13 protein-coding genes are annotated in these 15,124 nt (G+C 47.1%); 9 read left to right on the top strand and 4 right to left on the bottom strand.

From position 1 onward, the window contains the following. Window positions 1–91: 91 nt before the first annotated feature. The 8 genes from pepF (at window position 92) to C3B52_RS06055 (ending at window position 10,859) form a co-directional block, all read left to right on the top strand. Window positions 92–1,900, top strand: a complete 1,809-nt coding sequence (gene pepF, locus C3B52_RS06090; RefSeq protein ID WP_103105478.1) for an oligoendopeptidase F — start codon at window positions 92–94, stop codon at window positions 1,898–1,900. 259 nt (window positions 1,901–2,159) lie between these two features. After that, a complete protein-coding gene (locus tag C3B52_RS06085; protein WP_103105192.1) occupies window positions 2,160–3,389 on the top strand; it encodes an efflux RND transporter periplasmic adaptor subunit in 1,230 nt (409 codons plus the stop codon). Between the two features lie 3 nt (window positions 3,390–3,392). Continuing rightward, entirely contained in the window at window positions 3,393–6,479 is a 3,087-nt protein-coding gene (locus tag C3B52_RS06080) for an efflux RND transporter permease subunit (RefSeq protein ID WP_103105191.1), read from the top strand. Window positions 6,480–6,601: 122 nt separating this feature from the next. Continuing rightward, window positions 6,602–7,390 (top strand): SDR family oxidoreductase, encoded by a 789-nt coding sequence (locus C3B52_RS06075; RefSeq protein ID WP_103105190.1) that lies wholly within the window; start codon window positions 6,602–6,604, stop codon window positions 7,388–7,390. A 44-nt stretch (window positions 7,391–7,434) separates the two neighbouring features. Continuing rightward, complete coding sequence (locus C3B52_RS06070; RefSeq protein WP_103105189.1) at window positions 7,435–7,926, top strand: YajQ family cyclic di-GMP-binding protein; 492 nt, start codon at window positions 7,435–7,437, stop codon at window positions 7,924–7,926. Between the two features lie 91 nt (window positions 7,927–8,017). Beyond that, entirely contained in the window at window positions 8,018–8,494 is a 477-nt protein-coding gene (locus tag C3B52_RS06065; RefSeq protein WP_103105188.1) for a hypothetical protein, read from the top strand. Between the two features lie 125 nt (window positions 8,495–8,619). Next, on the top strand, window positions 8,620–10,278 hold the full coding sequence (locus C3B52_RS06060) for an AMP-binding protein (protein WP_103105187.1): 1,659 nt from the start codon (window positions 8,620–8,622) through the stop codon (window positions 10,276–10,278). A gap of 68 nt (window positions 10,279–10,346) precedes the next feature. Then, complete coding sequence (locus C3B52_RS06055; protein WP_103105186.1) at window positions 10,347–10,859, top strand: GNAT family N-acetyltransferase; 513 nt, start codon at window positions 10,347–10,349, stop codon at window positions 10,857–10,859. Between the two features lie 88 nt (window positions 10,860–10,947). Here the strand turns inward: C3B52_RS06055 and leuD are convergent, their stop codons facing one another. After that, window positions 10,948–11,535 carry a 3-isopropylmalate dehydratase small subunit gene (gene leuD, locus C3B52_RS06050; RefSeq protein ID WP_103105185.1) on the bottom strand — a complete coding sequence of 196 codons (588 nt, stop codon included), beginning with the start codon at window positions 11,533–11,535 and terminating at the stop codon, window positions 10,948–10,950. Continuing rightward, window positions 11,532–12,962, bottom strand: coding sequence for a 3-isopropylmalate dehydratase large subunit (leuC, locus tag C3B52_RS06045; protein WP_103105184.1), 1,431 nt, complete (start codon window positions 12,960–12,962; stop codon window positions 11,532–11,534). The genes leuD and leuC overlap by 4 nt, the downstream gene beginning before the upstream one ends. A 116-nt stretch (window positions 12,963–13,078) precedes the next feature. On the opposite strand from leuC, the gene C3B52_RS06040 reads away from it, so the two are divergent. Further along, window positions 13,079–13,966, top strand: a complete 888-nt coding sequence (locus C3B52_RS06040) for a LysR family transcriptional regulator (RefSeq protein ID WP_103105183.1) — start codon at window positions 13,079–13,081, stop codon at window positions 13,964–13,966. 34 nt (window positions 13,967–14,000) lie between these two features. Here C3B52_RS06040 and C3B52_RS06035 read toward each other — a convergent pair whose 3' ends face one another. Together C3B52_RS06035 and C3B52_RS06030 are read right to left on the bottom strand one after the other, a co-directional pair. After that, a complete protein-coding gene (locus C3B52_RS06035) occupies window positions 14,001–14,684 on the bottom strand; it encodes a class F sortase (RefSeq protein ID WP_103105182.1) in 684 nt (227 codons plus the stop codon). A 47-nt stretch (window positions 14,685–14,731) separates the two neighbouring features. Further along, window positions 14,732–14,956, bottom strand: a complete 225-nt coding sequence (locus C3B52_RS06030) for a hypothetical protein (protein WP_103105181.1) — start codon at window positions 14,954–14,956, stop codon at window positions 14,732–14,734. Between the last annotated feature and the right edge of the window lie 168 nt (window positions 14,957–15,124).

Here is a 15,124-nt window from a genome sequence, read left to right as displayed (position 1 = left end):
TTCTCATTTGAACCGAATAACAGAATAGGATAGGATAAGAATATGGATGATTTGGCCATATCAAAGACAAGAATCCGAGGGAGTGATCACGGTGAACAAAAGCAAAACACTGCCTAAACGCAGTGACGTCCCCGCTGAATACAAATGGCGTTTGGAAGATATTTATCCAAGCGATGCTGATTGGGAAAAAGATGTACAGAAAAGCAAGCAGCTTGCTGATCAGATTGCAGCACTGAAGGGTACTCTTGGTCAATCGGGCAAGCAATTGCTACAGGCATTGACATTGCAAGATGAACTGCTAAAGACACTCGATCAGGTATACGTCTATGCTCGCATGAGACGAGATGAGGACAATGCCAACAGTAAGTACCAAGGTCTAACCGACCGTGCAACAGGTTTGAGCACACAAGTATACGGTGCGATTTCTTACATACAGCCGGAAATTCTGGCTATCTCCAATGAAGAGCTGGAGAATTGGATCAAAGAGGAAGAAGGACTTGCGCATTACCGTATTCTGCTGGAGGAGATCATGCGCTTTAAACCGCATACGTTATCCTCAGAGGAAGAGGCACTACTGGCAAACATGAGCGAGCTCGCTTCCTCCCCCTCCAAAATATATGGAATGCTCAATAATGCCGATATGAAATTCCCGATGATTAAAGACGAAAACGGGGAAGAGGTAGAGCTGACCAAGGGACGCTATACGCAGTTTATGGAGAGCAAGGATCGTCGTGTGCGCAAAGAGGCTTTTGAGGCATTGTATGAAACGTACGGGAAATTCCGCAATACGATTGCCGCTTCGCTGACATCAGCGATCAAAGGTGATGTGTTCTACTCACGTACTCGCAAATATCCATCTGCTCTGTATGCAGCTCTGTTTGCTGACAATGTGGACTTGTCCGTGTACGACAATCTGATTGCTACGGTACGCGAGCATTTGCCACTGATGCATCGATACATCGCGCTGCGCAAAAAGCTGCTCGAAGTAGATGAGCTGCACATGTATGATCTCTACGTGCCAATCGTACCTGAGGTGGAGATGAACATACCTTACGACCAGGCGGTATCAACGATCAAGGAAGCACTGCATCCGCTCGGAGAAGAGTATGGACGCATCCTGGAGGAAGGGTTCTCCAATGGATGGATAGACGTTCATGAGAATGAAGGGAAGACGAGTGGTGCCTACTCATGGGGCGCTTACACGACTCATCCATTCGTCTTGATGAACTATCAGGATAACGTCAATAACATGTTTACTCTCGCTCATGAAATGGGACATGCGCTGCACAGCTACCATTCGAATCATGCACAGCCATACACGTATGCTGACTATAAAATTTTCGTTGCCGAGGTCGCATCTACTCTGAATGAGGCGTTGTTGATGAATCATCTGCTTGAAACGACGACAGACAAAAAGCAACGGATGTATTTGATTAACTACTATCTGGAGCAGTTCCGTGGCACGGTGTTCCGTCAAACGATGTTTGCTGAGTTTGAGAAAATCGTCCATGCAAAAGAAGAGCAGGAGGAGCCGCTCACGGCTGATTCCCTGAGTGAAATTTATCGGGAATTGAATGTAGCCTACCACGGACCGGACATGGTTGTTGACAAAGAAGTTGATTTGGAGTGGGCGCGAATTCCTCACTTTTACCGCAACTTCTATGTCTACAAGTACGCGACTGGCTTCTCAGCGGCGACCTCACTCTCCAAGCAGATTTTGGAGGAGGGAAAGCCAGCAGTTGATCGCTACTTGCAATTCCTCAAGGGCGGCAGCTCCGATTATCCATTGAATTTGCTCAAGACAGCGGGAGTAGACATGACCTCGGCCGCGCCAATCGCAGAGGCATTGAGTGTATTCAAAGGCCTCTTAGAAGAGATGGAGCAGCTTGTAGGAGAATAGGTTTCTGAGTCAAATAATAGTCAGGCAAAATGACAGCCGAGGGACAATCCCTTTGGCTGTTTTTTCATGTTTAACCTTTTCATAGAAAAATGACTAAAAAACGGTAACTGAATCATATTTCCATCGTATATACTTTTGACTTGCGCATATTCTCCGACTTGGGACGGAGGGGAAGTTCCATCCGGTGACTGTTTTGCAGTGTAGGGAAAAACTGGCACAATAACGCAAGGGAATGATTGTAAAACTTGGAGGAATCACTGTGAAAAAACGAGTGTCGGTTGTTTTGGCTTCACTTTTGCTCGTCACGGCTGGATGCGGCGGACCAGCTGCTGAAACACCACAGCAGGCAGAGGCAGAAGTAAAAGCAAAAGTAGTGGAGGTAGTCACGGTTAAAAAGGAAAGCAGCCCAGTATTACTGCGGGTAACGGGAATGGTCGAGGCAAAACGCGATGCCATGCTGCCGTTCGGAACCGGAGGAACGATCTCTACAATTTCAGCGATCAAGGGAACGAAAATTTCCCAAGGTCAAGTTTTGGCAACATTGGACGCCAAGTACTTCCAGAGAGAAGTAGAGGCAGCTGCAAGCCAGGTGGAAGAGGCGACAGCACGTCGTACGAAGACACTCAAAGGAGCAACCGCAGAAGCGATTGAAAAACAACGTCTGCAAGTCAAAAGTGCGCAAGAAAAATTGGAAAAGGCGAAGCAGGATGTCGCAACGGATGAAAAGCTATTAGCCGGTGGAGCTATCTCGCAAAGCGAAATAAATGAACGAAAACGTGCCCTCACTCAAGCAGAAATTTCTGTGCGAGATGCCCAGCTGGCGCTAGATGAGTTGATGCGCGGGGCACAGCCAGAGGATATTGCTTTGGCGAATGCTTCAATCAAGCAAGCGAGCGGTCAGGTTGAACGGGCCAAAAAGAGTCTGGATGATGCCAAGATTCAAGCGCCTTTCTCGGGAACCATCGTAGATGTTTACAAGCAGGTAGGCGAGCAAGCATCAGGTGGCGAGAATATTATCCATCTGGTTGATCTATCTGAGGTAAAGGTGACTTTGGACGTAACGAACGATTTGATCAGCCAGTTCCAAGAGAAAGCAAAGGTACAGGCTGCATCTGATGATGGCAAAAAGAGCGAAGGAACAGTTACGTTTGTCTCGCCAGTCGTTGACAAGCAGACAGGTAAATATCGTGTGGAAGTAACGATTCCAAACTCAGATGGGTACTGGCGTGGTGGAATGGCAGCTGTTGTGGAGATGCCACGCAAAGTCAACGGCTTCCTCGTTCCGCTTGAAAGTGTCGGCGTAAGTCAAGAGCAGCATTATGTGATGGCAGTCGAAAATGGCTTGACTGTGAAAAAACAGGTCAAAACGGGACAGATGGTCGATGACCAGATTGAAGTTGTTTCTGGAATCAAAGAAGGAGACCAGCTTTTGCGCAGTGGAATCACGTTCTACGTCGAGGGGCAAAAAGTTGAGGCGAAGGGAGAATAGAGCATGAACAAGATGATTCTCTTTTTGCTGAAAAGACGGTTAATCGTCTACCTCTTTACGTTCTTGATCGTGATTGCGGGACTAGGCTCATTAATGAGCTTTAACATCGAGCTGGTTCCGAAGACGAACTTCCCGATGCTCTCTGTCAATATTTCAGGTGGGTCACTTCCTCCAGAAGAGATGGAAGAGAAGATCACGAAGAAAATTGAGCAGGAATTGAAGACGCTGGCAGATATCAAGGAATATTCTTCAAACACAGGCACGGGCTATGTCAACATGACGATCAAAGCGAAAGAGGGTAGAGGAGAGCAAGCCAAGCAGGATGTACAAAATGCAGTGAATCGCCTGCGCAACGGCTTTCCTAAAGCAGTAGATACGGTCAACGTTTCCCAAATGAATTTCGGTGACGAACAAATGATTGACTACGCGTTGGTTGGAGCAGATCCTCAAGCTATGCTGAGTATCGCCAAAACGACGATAAAAGATAGAATTGAAGAAGTACCAGGAGTAAAGGAAGTGAAAGTCTCCGATAGGAGCTTTGAAAATCAGATTGCGATCAGCTTACTGCCAGAACGCCTTAATGCTTACCGGACAACACCTGAAGCGGTTATTTCCCAGCTGAAAGAAACAAACTGGAAGCAAGCGATCGGAACCTTGGAAAATACCGGGTTTGATACAGTTGTCATGATTGATAACACATACAATACGGTTCAAGAAATGACTGTGCTGCCGATTAATACGCCAAACGGGACAGTCACGCTGGAACAGCTCGCAACCATTGAGGATTTGCGTGGAAAAGTGAAAAACTCCGTTGCACTCACCAATGGTAACGTATTTGTTCACTTGAGTGTATCGCGAGCTGATGGCAGCGATTTGATTACGACACAAGGCTTGGTAGAAGATGTGGTCCGTGAAATCAATGCGGAGGCAAACGGACAGTATAAAATGAAGGTCATGTTTGAAGCAGTGTCCTACATTCAGCACGCTGTTTCCAACTTGAGCCGCGATGTTATGATCGGTGGCGCGCTGGCGATCATTATCCTGTTCGTCTTCTTGCGCAACTGGCGTGTGACACTGGTAATTGCCACAACCCTCCCGCTCTCGGCATTTATGACGTTTATCGCAATGAAGCTTGGCGGTTACAATATCGACATGATTACGCTCTTGTCAATGAGTCTTTCGGTCGGTCTGATCGTGGACGCAGCGATTGTTGTACTTGAAAGCATTTATCATTTCCGAGAGAAGGGCGAGCCGCTCTCTCAAGCGATTGTAAAAGGGACAAGGGAAGTATTGACCCCTGTTTTTACATCGCAGCTGACAATCATCATCGTATTTTTGCCACTCATTTTCGCTGATTTTGAAGATTGGCTAAAGCCGATCCTGACGACGATTGCTTTTACGGTATCATCAGCGATTATTGCATCGACGATTGCAGCCTTTTTCTTTGTACCTGTGTTCTCTGACCGATTCTTGCAGAAGGACAAAAATGTTTCTATCGAAGGAGAAGGAAAAGAAAATGCGATTAATCGCGCATTCAATGGCTTACTTAAATTAGCTTTGCGCCATCGTGTCAAAACAATGATTCTATCTTTGGCGATGCTTGTTGGCGTAGTATTCCTGATGCCATTTATGAAGATGGGGCAAGGGATTAACCCGAACGAAAATTTGGTGTTTGCCACGATTCAAATGCCAACCGGTTCTACCTTAGAGCGTTCGCAAAAAGCGGCGCTGACAGCTGAGGATGCATTGCGGCAAATTCCTGAAGTAAACGACATCTTTTTCTTCTCCTCCAAGGAAAGCTCAGAAATCTTCATCTCCTTGAAGCCAAAGAGCCAGCGTGAGAGAGACAAGGATGCATTGACGCTGGATATTAATGAGAAGCTGAAGTCTGTCCCTGAAGTTGATTCCATTTCTACATCGTTCGGCAGTCAAGGAGCAAGTGCTCCGATTCAGCTGGATATTGTCGGGGAAGAAATGGAGCCGATGAGCAAGCTCGCGACAGATGTCGAAGGCATGCTGGCGACGATTCCAGGTTTGGATAATATCCGCAACGACTTTAAAGAGGGTAAAGAAAAAGTAACGCTCGTACCTAAGCAGGATGCACTAGCTCGTCTGGATGTCGATCACCGTTCTTTGCTGCAACAGCTGAGCATGATGATTGGAAATCAGCAAATCACCTCCATTACGAAGCATGGAATCGAGGTAGATGTGATCGCCAAGATGCCAGACAATTGGCTGAAGCACCCTGATCAACTGCGCAATGTTACCGTAAGCGCAAGAAATGGCGCGCAAATACCGCTTGTAGACTTAGTTGACATCACATACAGCAAATCACCTGTGACCATTACTCATGAAAAAGGTCATCGCATCGTAAAAGTATCAGCCGAGATGCAAGGTACTGACCTCGGTACAGTTGGCCGCGAAATCAATGAGAAATTGCCGACATTAGCGGTTCCGGCAGGACTCAAAATCGAAATCGCAGGAAAGCTGAAAGAGCAAAGTGCCAACATGACACAAGGGATCTTTGTATTCGTTGGTGTCCTTGCCTTGATTTACGTGATCATGGTCGCTCAGTTTGGCCGTTTGTCCCAACCGTTTATCATTTTGCTGACTATACCGATGGCATTAGTGGGCGTGGTGATTGGGTTTGTCATAACACAACGGGTGTTTGGGGAGCTCGCGATGATTGGGATTATCATGCTGGTTGGTATTGTCGTTTCGAATGCGATTTTGCTGATCGACCGAATCAACCTGCTTCGTAATCGTGGAATGAAGACAGGCGAAGCGATCATTCAAGGGACGAAGGATCGGGTACGTCCAGTTATCATGACCAAGCTGACTGCGATCCTCGGGATGCTCCCGATGGGGCTCGCGATGGCGGAAGGCTCCGACCTGGAAGCGCCTCTCGCGACTGCCGTTATCTCCGGCTTGATCTTCCATACAATGGTTACTCTGGTTCTCGTGCCGGTTTTGTACTCGCTATTTGAGGGGGCAAAAGAACGCCGACTTGCTCGCAAAGAAGCACGGAAGGAAAAGCGCGAGAGCAAGAAGGCACTCAAAGAGAAACTTCCGCAAGATACCGATTTGTAAATAAGATGAGAGGAGAAGGGGAGTGTGCGAAAACCCTTCTCTTTTTCTTTTCGTTCGTTTGAAAGTTCGGTAGAATAAAGGAATAAGCATACATAACAAGATCGCTTGAAGGGAGAATGGACATGGATTTGCAGCTTCAAGGGAAAACGGCTATCGTACTGGCTTCTTCCAAAGGACTAGGAAAGGCAACTGCATTATGTCTCGCGCAAGAGGGGGCGAATGTGACGATTTGTGGGCGTGATGAGGCGGCACTCGCATCTGTTCGTTCGGAGATTGAGCAGGCTACTGGCAAGGCACCTTTGGCGGTTACGATCGACGTGACAAAAGAAGAGGATATCAAACGCGTAGTAGAAGAGACAGTCAATCACTTTGGCACCGTTCACATTTTGATTAACAACTCCGGCGGACCAGCTGTTGGAAAATTTGATCAATTGACAGATGAGCAGTGGATTTCCGCCTTTGAGCTGAATTTGCTCAGCTATGTTCGCGCCATTCGGGCTGTGTTGCCACATATGCGCGAAAACAAGTTTGGACGAATCATTAATTTTGCTTCATCGTCATTTAAACAACCGCTGGAAAACCTGATTTTGTCCAATACATTCCGCACGGGAGTTCTCGGACTTGCGAAAACCCTGTCATCGGAGCTGGGGCCAGACGGAATTTTGATTAATACAATTGGACCAGGACGGATCGCAACCGATCGTGTAGCACAATTGGATGGTCTGAGTGCAGAGGCGCAAAGCACCAGCGCTGATGAGGTTCGCGCAAAATGGGAAAAACAAATACCACTTGGACGCTACGGTCAGCCAGATGAGTTTGCTCGCATGGTGACATTTCTCGCGTCTCCAGCAAATAGCTACGTAACCGGTCAGGCACTTCTCGTAGATGGTGGTATAGTAAAGGCGATCTAATTGCAGAGGACACGTAAAAAAATTACGAGAAGGAGGAAGAACGAATGAGTAAAGAAAGCTCTTTTGATATCGTTTCCAAAGTAGAGATGTCTGAGGTAAATAATGCGATTCAGACTGCACTGAAGGAAATTGAAAATCGTTTTGACTTTAAAGGAAGCAAAAGTAACATATCACTGGATAAAGAGGAACTCGTCCTGATTTCCGATGATGATTTCAAGCTGACCCAAGTGAAAGATATTTTGCTTGGTAAGCTGGTGAAACGCGATGTGCCGATCAAAAACCTGGATTACGGGAAAGTCGAGCCAGCTGCGGGCGGTACTGTACGTCAACGCGTCAAGCTGGTTCAAGGCATCGATAAAGACAATGCCAAAAAAATCAACAATATTATTAAAGAAGCAGGGGTAAAGGTAAAAACGCAAATTCAGGACGATCAGATCCGTGTGACTGGCAAAAGCAAAGACGAGCTCCAGCAAGTCATCCACGCTATTCGCAAAGCAGACTTGCCATTGGACGTACAATTTATCAACTATCGATAATTACTAGAAAAGTTTTGCTTCTAACTCTCTACCTCCTTGCGTATGCATGTACTAATAGGTGACAAGCACTTGCGAAAGGGAGAGTAGAGACATGAAGGTCTTTATTATCAGTATGCGCAATCTCATTTTAGGTGGAATCGTCTTCGTCGTGGTCCTGGTGGCAGGAATCGTGCTATTGGTGAAAGATCCTTTGCACGTCTCAGACTCGTACCGACCAGGAGAAGCGAGTGTTCCCACAACGGCTACTGCGCTAGATAGTCAGCCGACCAGCACGGAAAAACCGTTGTTGAACATGGATATCAAGGTCGACGGCACTACAGCAGAAGTCTCCTTGCTCACGCAGAACTTTCAGTTTGTCCAAGATAATGGCGAGCTGAACCAAAAGCCTGTATTTGGTCAAGGACATGCGCACCTGTATATTGATGGGGAAGCAAAAGGGATGATCTATCACCCAGAGTTCTTGCTGAAAAAGCTGCCCAAGGGTGAGCATGAAATTCGCGTAGAGCTAAACTACAGTAACCATCTGCCGTACAAGGTGGAAGCGACACAAAAATTTGTGGTCAAATAAGAAGGAAGCGTTCCAATCGAGGGACGCTTTTCTTTTTGCAGGTGAGCAGGAATAGGCTGGAAGGAAGAAGAATCATGATGATATATAGCTGAATAGTCTGAATTTTTAAGGAGGGGGAGCTTTTAATGCTGCGATCCATTACCATTGGTGATTTATTGGATGAAACAGCCGGACTTTATCAGGAAAAAGAGGCAGTCGTTTACCAGGAGAAATCACTCCGGTATACATTCGGGCAATTTCAGGAAAAATGCAACCAGGTAGCCAGAGGCTTCATGTCGTTGGGAATTGAAAAAGGGCAAAATGTAGCAATCTGGGCGACAAACGTTCCTGAATGGGTCATTTCCCAATTTGCTACGGCCAAAATGGGCGCTGTGCTCGTGACAGTCAATACCAGCTATCGAGCACATGAGCTGGAATATTTATTGCGCCAATCTGAATCAACCACGCTGCTCTTGATTGAATCGTATCGAGATGCCAGTTATATAGAGATGATTAGAGAAATATGTCCTGAGCTGGCAGAGTGCAAACCAGGAGAGCTCAAATCAAAGCGACTCCCCCACTTAAAAAATGTGATCTTTTTAGGAGAAGAACGCCAACCTGGGATGTTCCTCTGGAAGGACCTTTTGGAGCGATCAGAGCAGGTTACAGAAGAGGAACGTGTCGATAGACAGAAATCGCTCCATCCTGACGATGTGATCAATATGCAGTACACATCCGGTACGACAGGATTTCCAAAAGGGGTCATGCTCTCTCATGTAAACATCGTCAACAATGCGATAAAGGTAGCCGAGTGCCAAGGCTTGGGCGTCGAAGACAGGGTATGTATTCCCGTTCCTTTTTTCCACTGCTTTGGCTGCGTAATGGGCACGCTCGCTTGCGTGGCCACAGGAGCGACGATGGTCCCTGTAACCGCATTTGATCCCGGACTTGTCCTCTCCATCGTAGAGCAGGAGCGATGCACGGCTTTGTACGGTGTACCGACTATGTTCATCGCAGAATTGAACCATCCGACCTTTGCGGATCGTGACCTCGGCTCGTTACGAACAGGGATCATGGCGGGTTCCTTGTGCCCGATTGAAGTGATGAAAAATGTCGTCGACAAGATGGGGATACGAGACATTACGATCGCATACGGGCAAACAGAGTCATCTCCAGTAATTACGCAGACAAGACCGGAGGATTCGATTGAGCGAAAGGTAGCTACAGTGGGACGGCTTCATGAAGGCGTGGAAGCAAAAATTATTGATCCAGCAACAGGAGAAAGCCTTCCTCCAGGTGTCCAGGGAGAATTGTGCACACGCGGATATCTGGTAATGAAAGGATACTATAACATGCCTGATCAGACTGAAAAGGCAATCGATGCTGATGGTTGGCTGCACACAGGAGATTTGGCGACCGTAGATGAAGAAGGCTATTTCAAAATTACCGGTAGACTCAAGGACATGATTATCCGCGGAGGAGAGAATATTTATCCGCGCGAGATCGAGGAATTTCTATACACCCATCCAAAAATTCTCGATGTACAAGTGGTTGGTGTACCAGATCCGAAATACGGGGAACAGGTACTGGCTTGCATCCGCGTAAAACCAGATACAGATTTGACCGAAGCAGAAATCCGTTCCTATTGCGAAGGAAAGATTGCGCACTTCAAGATCCCTCGTTATGTACAGTTTGTCACCGAGTATCCAATGACGGCTTCTGGAAAAATCCAAAAATACAAATTGAGAGAGCACGCGTTGCAGTTGCTTGGTTTGTCTGCCAATGAGGCGACTGAAACAGCGTAGGGGTTCTTTACAACTCTTCCTGTGTCTACTATGATGAGTGGACATGTACAGAGAGGAGCAGCAGGGAAATGGAGATACGTTTATTAGGTCCAGAGGATGCAGCAGCTTTTTCCAAGGTAAGGCTTGAAGGGCTGCAGAAAGATCCAGATGCGTTTGGAGCTTTGTATGAAGAAGAGATCAAACGGACGGATGCAGAATGGAAAGAAAGACTCTCTAATGCCCACACGGGGGACAGCGGCTTTTTTGGAGCCTTTGTTGAAGGTGAAATTGTAGGAATTATCGGCTTCTTCCGAAATAGGGGGACAAAAGTTCGTCACAAAGTTTCGGTCGTCTCCATGTACGTAAGTGAAGCCCATCGTGGAACAGGGATTGCAGCAGGGCTGATGCAGGAAGAGATTTCCTATTTGAAAAAGCTTGGCGATGTTGATCAAGTCCAGCTCGCAGTCGTGACTTCCAACCCGGCAGCCGTTCGTTTTTATGAAAAAATGGGCTTCCTCCCTTATGGCTTTGAGAAAAAGGCATTGAAAATAGGGGATCGTTACGTTGACGAAACCCATATGTACATGATGATAAACGAGTAGCACTAAACTTACATGAACAAATAAAAGCGAAGGCATGCCTATGCAGAATGCCTTCGCTTCTCTATGGTTATTCATTAATCGGTGAAAATTAGCGGCGGTTTGCCTCGTAAGCAGCGATTTTGTCCTCATACTGCAAAGTAATGCCGATGTCATCCAGACCGTTCAACAGGCAGTAACGGCGGTAGGAATCTACTTCAAACGGGTAGGAGAGACCTTCACTGTCACGAACGACCTGTTCTTGCAAATCGACGGTCAGATGATAATCCTTTTTGCCTTGAGCACGATTGAACAGCTCATCTACCTGCTCTTCACTGAGAGTGATTGGCAGGATGCCATTTTTAAAGCAGTTGTTGTAGAAAATATCAGCGAAAGATGGAGCAATCACCACGCGGAAGCCATAGTCCATCAAAGCCCACGGTGCATGCTCACGAGAAGAGCCGCAGCCAAAGTTGTTACGGGCAAGGAGGATCGTGGAATCTTTATATTCCGGTGTGTTCAGAATAAATGAGTCAATGGTGGAGCCATCAACTGCAAAGCGCCATTCGTAGAACAGGAATTGACCAAATCCGCTGCGTTCAATGCGTTTCAAAAACTGTTTCGGGATAATGGCGTCTGTATCGACGTTTACACGATCCAGGGGTGCTACGAGTCCGTTATGGATGACAAATGGATTCATTGGAATACCTCCTTGCTTGCGTTTTCGCTTTTCCATTCACGTACGTCAACAAAGTGACCAGCAATCGCTGCTGCTGCAGCCATTTCAGGGCTGACAAGGTGAGTACGACCTCCGCGTCCCTGACGACCTTCGAAGTTACGGTTGGAAGTAGAAGCGCAACGCTCGCCTTCTGACAGGATGTCTGGGTTCATAGCGAGACACATGGAGCAACCTGATTCGCGCCAGTCAAAGCCAGCTTCTTGGAAAACGAGGTGCAAGCCTTCTTGCTCAGCAAGTTGCTTCACTGCTTGAGAGCCTGGTACAACCATTGCATGAACGGAAGGGGACACCTTGCGGCCTTTTGCTACTTCAGCGGCTTTACGCAAGTCCTCAATCCGACCATTGGTACAGGAGCCAATGAAAACACGGTCGATTTTGATTTCACTCATTGGTGTGCCGGGTGTCAGATCCATATAAGCAAGAGCGTCCTGAGCAGCTTTGCGTTGAGCTGTTGTTTCAAAGGACTCAGGGTCTGGAACTGTGCTTGTAATATTCGTACCCATACCTGGGCTAGTTCCCCACGTTACTTGTGGTGCGATTTGAGTCGCATCGATCTCTACACAGGTGTCATATTGTGCACCTTCGTCTGTGCACAGCTGTTTCCAAGCTTCTACAGCAGCGAGGAAGTCTTCGCCTTGTGGCACAAAGCGTTTGCCCTTCAAATAATCAAAAGTGGTTTGGTCTGGTGCGATCAGTCCTGCACGAGCACCACCCTCGATTGTCATGTTGCAGACAGTCATGCGCTCTTCCATCGTCAGGTTACGGATGGCAGCGCCTGTATATTCAACTACATAACCTGTTGCGAAATCTGTTCCGTATTTTGCGATAATCGCCAAAATCAAGTCCTTAGCGCTTACACCGAAAGGCAGGTCGCCGTTTACACGCACTTCCATTGTTTTTGGCTTCAGCTGCTGGAGACATTGGGTAGCGAGGACATGCTCTACTTCACTCGTACCGATCCCAAAAGCGAGGGCGCCAAATGCACCATGCGTGGAGGTATGGCTATCACCACAAACGATTGTTTTTCCTGGATGAGTCAGTCCCAGCTCAGGTCCGATAACGTGTACGATGCCTTGGTCAGGGCTGTTCAGGTCAGCCAGCGTAATACCAAACTCTTTGCAGTTTTCAGTCAATGTTTCCATCTGTTGACGGGAGATCGGATCCGCTACATTGAAGCGATCTGCTGTAGGAACGTTATGGTCCATCGTTGCAAAAGTCAGCTCTGGGCGGCGCACCTTGCGACCAGCCAAACGGAGTCCTTCAAAAGCTTGTGGGGAAGTCACCTCGTGAACCAGGTGCAGGTCAATATACAAGAGGCTCGGTTTACCAGCTTCTTCGTGGATCGCATGATTGTCCCAAATCTTTTCAAACATAGTACGGGCTTTCATAGTGATTCCTCCTCCTTCGTGCGAAAACTCTTACAACGGTTGTAACATGGCAAAGAAAATAGTTCAAAGATATAATAATTATGAGAAGGATAGTTTTTGCCTATCGGGAGGTTTTTATGGAGTTACGACAAGTTCGTTATGTGCTGGCAGTTGCGGAAGAACGCAGTTTTTCCCGGGCAGCCAACCGGCTGCATTTGGCACAGCCCTCGCTGTCCCAGCAAATTGCCAAGCTAGAAAAAATTCTCGGGGTGAGCCTGTTTCACCGTTTGCCGCAGCATGTGGAGCTGACGGATGCAGGTCAGCGCTTTGTGCAAGTCGCACAAACGCTCGTCGATATGTCAGAAGGGCTGGAGCGAGAGATGCGCTCGTATGCGGTCGGAGAGAGCGGAAAATTATTGGTTGGAAGCCTCCCCATTACTGGAGCGTATGTGCTCCCGAGAGTCCTGACAACATTTACGAAGCAGTTTCCGGGTGTTGAGCTCCAATTGATGGAAGACACTTCTAGCCATTTAGAACAATTGCTTGTAAGAGGAAAAATTGATGTTAGCTTACTGACGATGCCAATCAGTGATCCATCACTGGAGATAGTCCCAGCGATCAAAGAAGAAATCTTTTTAGCGGTTCCTCCTCACCATCCATTAGCTGACAAGGATGAGGTGGATTTGGCAGAGGTTGCAGATCAGCCCTTTATTTTGCTAAAAGAAGGACAGGGCTTTCGCACAATTTCTTTGCGACTCTGTGAGCAGGCTGGTTTTCGTCCTCGCATTGTTTTTGAGAGCAGTAATATCCAAACGGCTCAATCCCTGGTTGCTTCCGGGATGGGACTGTCTTTTGCACCGAAGATGATAACCATGGCGCCTGGTACTGTCGAGCCGCCTGTTTATGTCCGAATCAGCTCCAAGCCATCACGTACACTGGTAGTTGCTTATCGAAAGGACAGACCGCTTTCACGCCCAGCAGAAACGTTTGTCCGATGCTTGATTGAGCAGGGTGGTAAAATATAAGTAGAAAAAGCCCAACGTGTCGCGAATGTTGCGATCACTGGGCTTTTTCCATTTCCACATATTCTTCCTGTACAAGCTCTGAGAATACAACAAGTCGTCGGGCATGCTCTTGTTTTTTCTTGTTGAACTTACCTGCGCACGTAATCAGGTTGAGGTGTGCTTTATCAGTCGTACCAAAAATTTCTTCAATTGGAGCCTCGTCGTTTTTATAGCTGAGAACCCTTTTTACCTCAAAGGTTAAATGCTTCCCGGTTTCCTCAAGTATCTTGATGTGATCACCGGCCTGTAGCTTTCGCAAGTTATAGAAGATGGCAGGTCCAGTATAGTGATCAAAATGTCCTGCCATTACAGCGTTCCCTTTCATTCCCGGTTTCGTCCATGGCGACAAAATTCCTACATGGTCAAATGATTTCGGCACATCCATCTGGCCATTGGCCAAAACGCCAACGGGCTCCACAACAGCATGAAGATCAATGGAGGGAATTTCGATGCTCTTAGGATTAAGGCCATCTATAAGAGGAGGAGCCGGAACCATTTTTTTCTTAGGCGGTACAGCTGGTCCGTAGACAACGACCTTTTGCTTTTGCTCCTGTTCGATTTCTTGCGTCTGCATGACTTGTTGCTCTGGCACGGGCTGAGGAGGAGGGGGCTGGGTAACCTGACTACATCCTGTCAGGACGAGACCTACCAGGAGTAATTTTAACAAGGTGCTCTTCATGTGTTTAGTCTCCTTGAACAAACGAAGTAAAAGGGGGGAAGCCCCCCTTACTCCATTTCGCTAGCGCCACCCATGCCTGTTTTCGGCATTGCCTTGATATGCGCTTTGTGCAGAGCTTTCGTGTGCATCTTGTGAGCTTTTGTTTTCATATGGTGAGATTTTGTATGAACCTTGTGATGCTTTTTCTTGTGATCATCGTGAGTAGCAGCAGAAACAGGGAGAGCAGTACCCAGCAAGCAGAGAACCATTACAAAAGCAGCAAACTTTTTCATCTTTACACCATCCTTTTGGGTTCTTGTTCTTACAAGCCATATCATTTCCGACAGTTGAATTGTTAGTAATGGCAATTGTTTCACACCCAGAAAATAGGCATTGCACTTCTGGATACACAAAAAAGCACAAGCTATGATACACTATTGCCAAATCATTCTGGGAGGCAG

The organism is Brevibacillus reuszeri (genome assembly GCF_002897295.1).
Classification (GTDB): Bacteria; Bacillota; Bacilli; order Brevibacillales; family Brevibacillaceae; genus Brevibacillus; species Brevibacillus reuszeri_A.
Note: the sequence above shows the minus strand (reverse complement) of the source record. Positions and strands in the feature narration are given on the sequence as shown.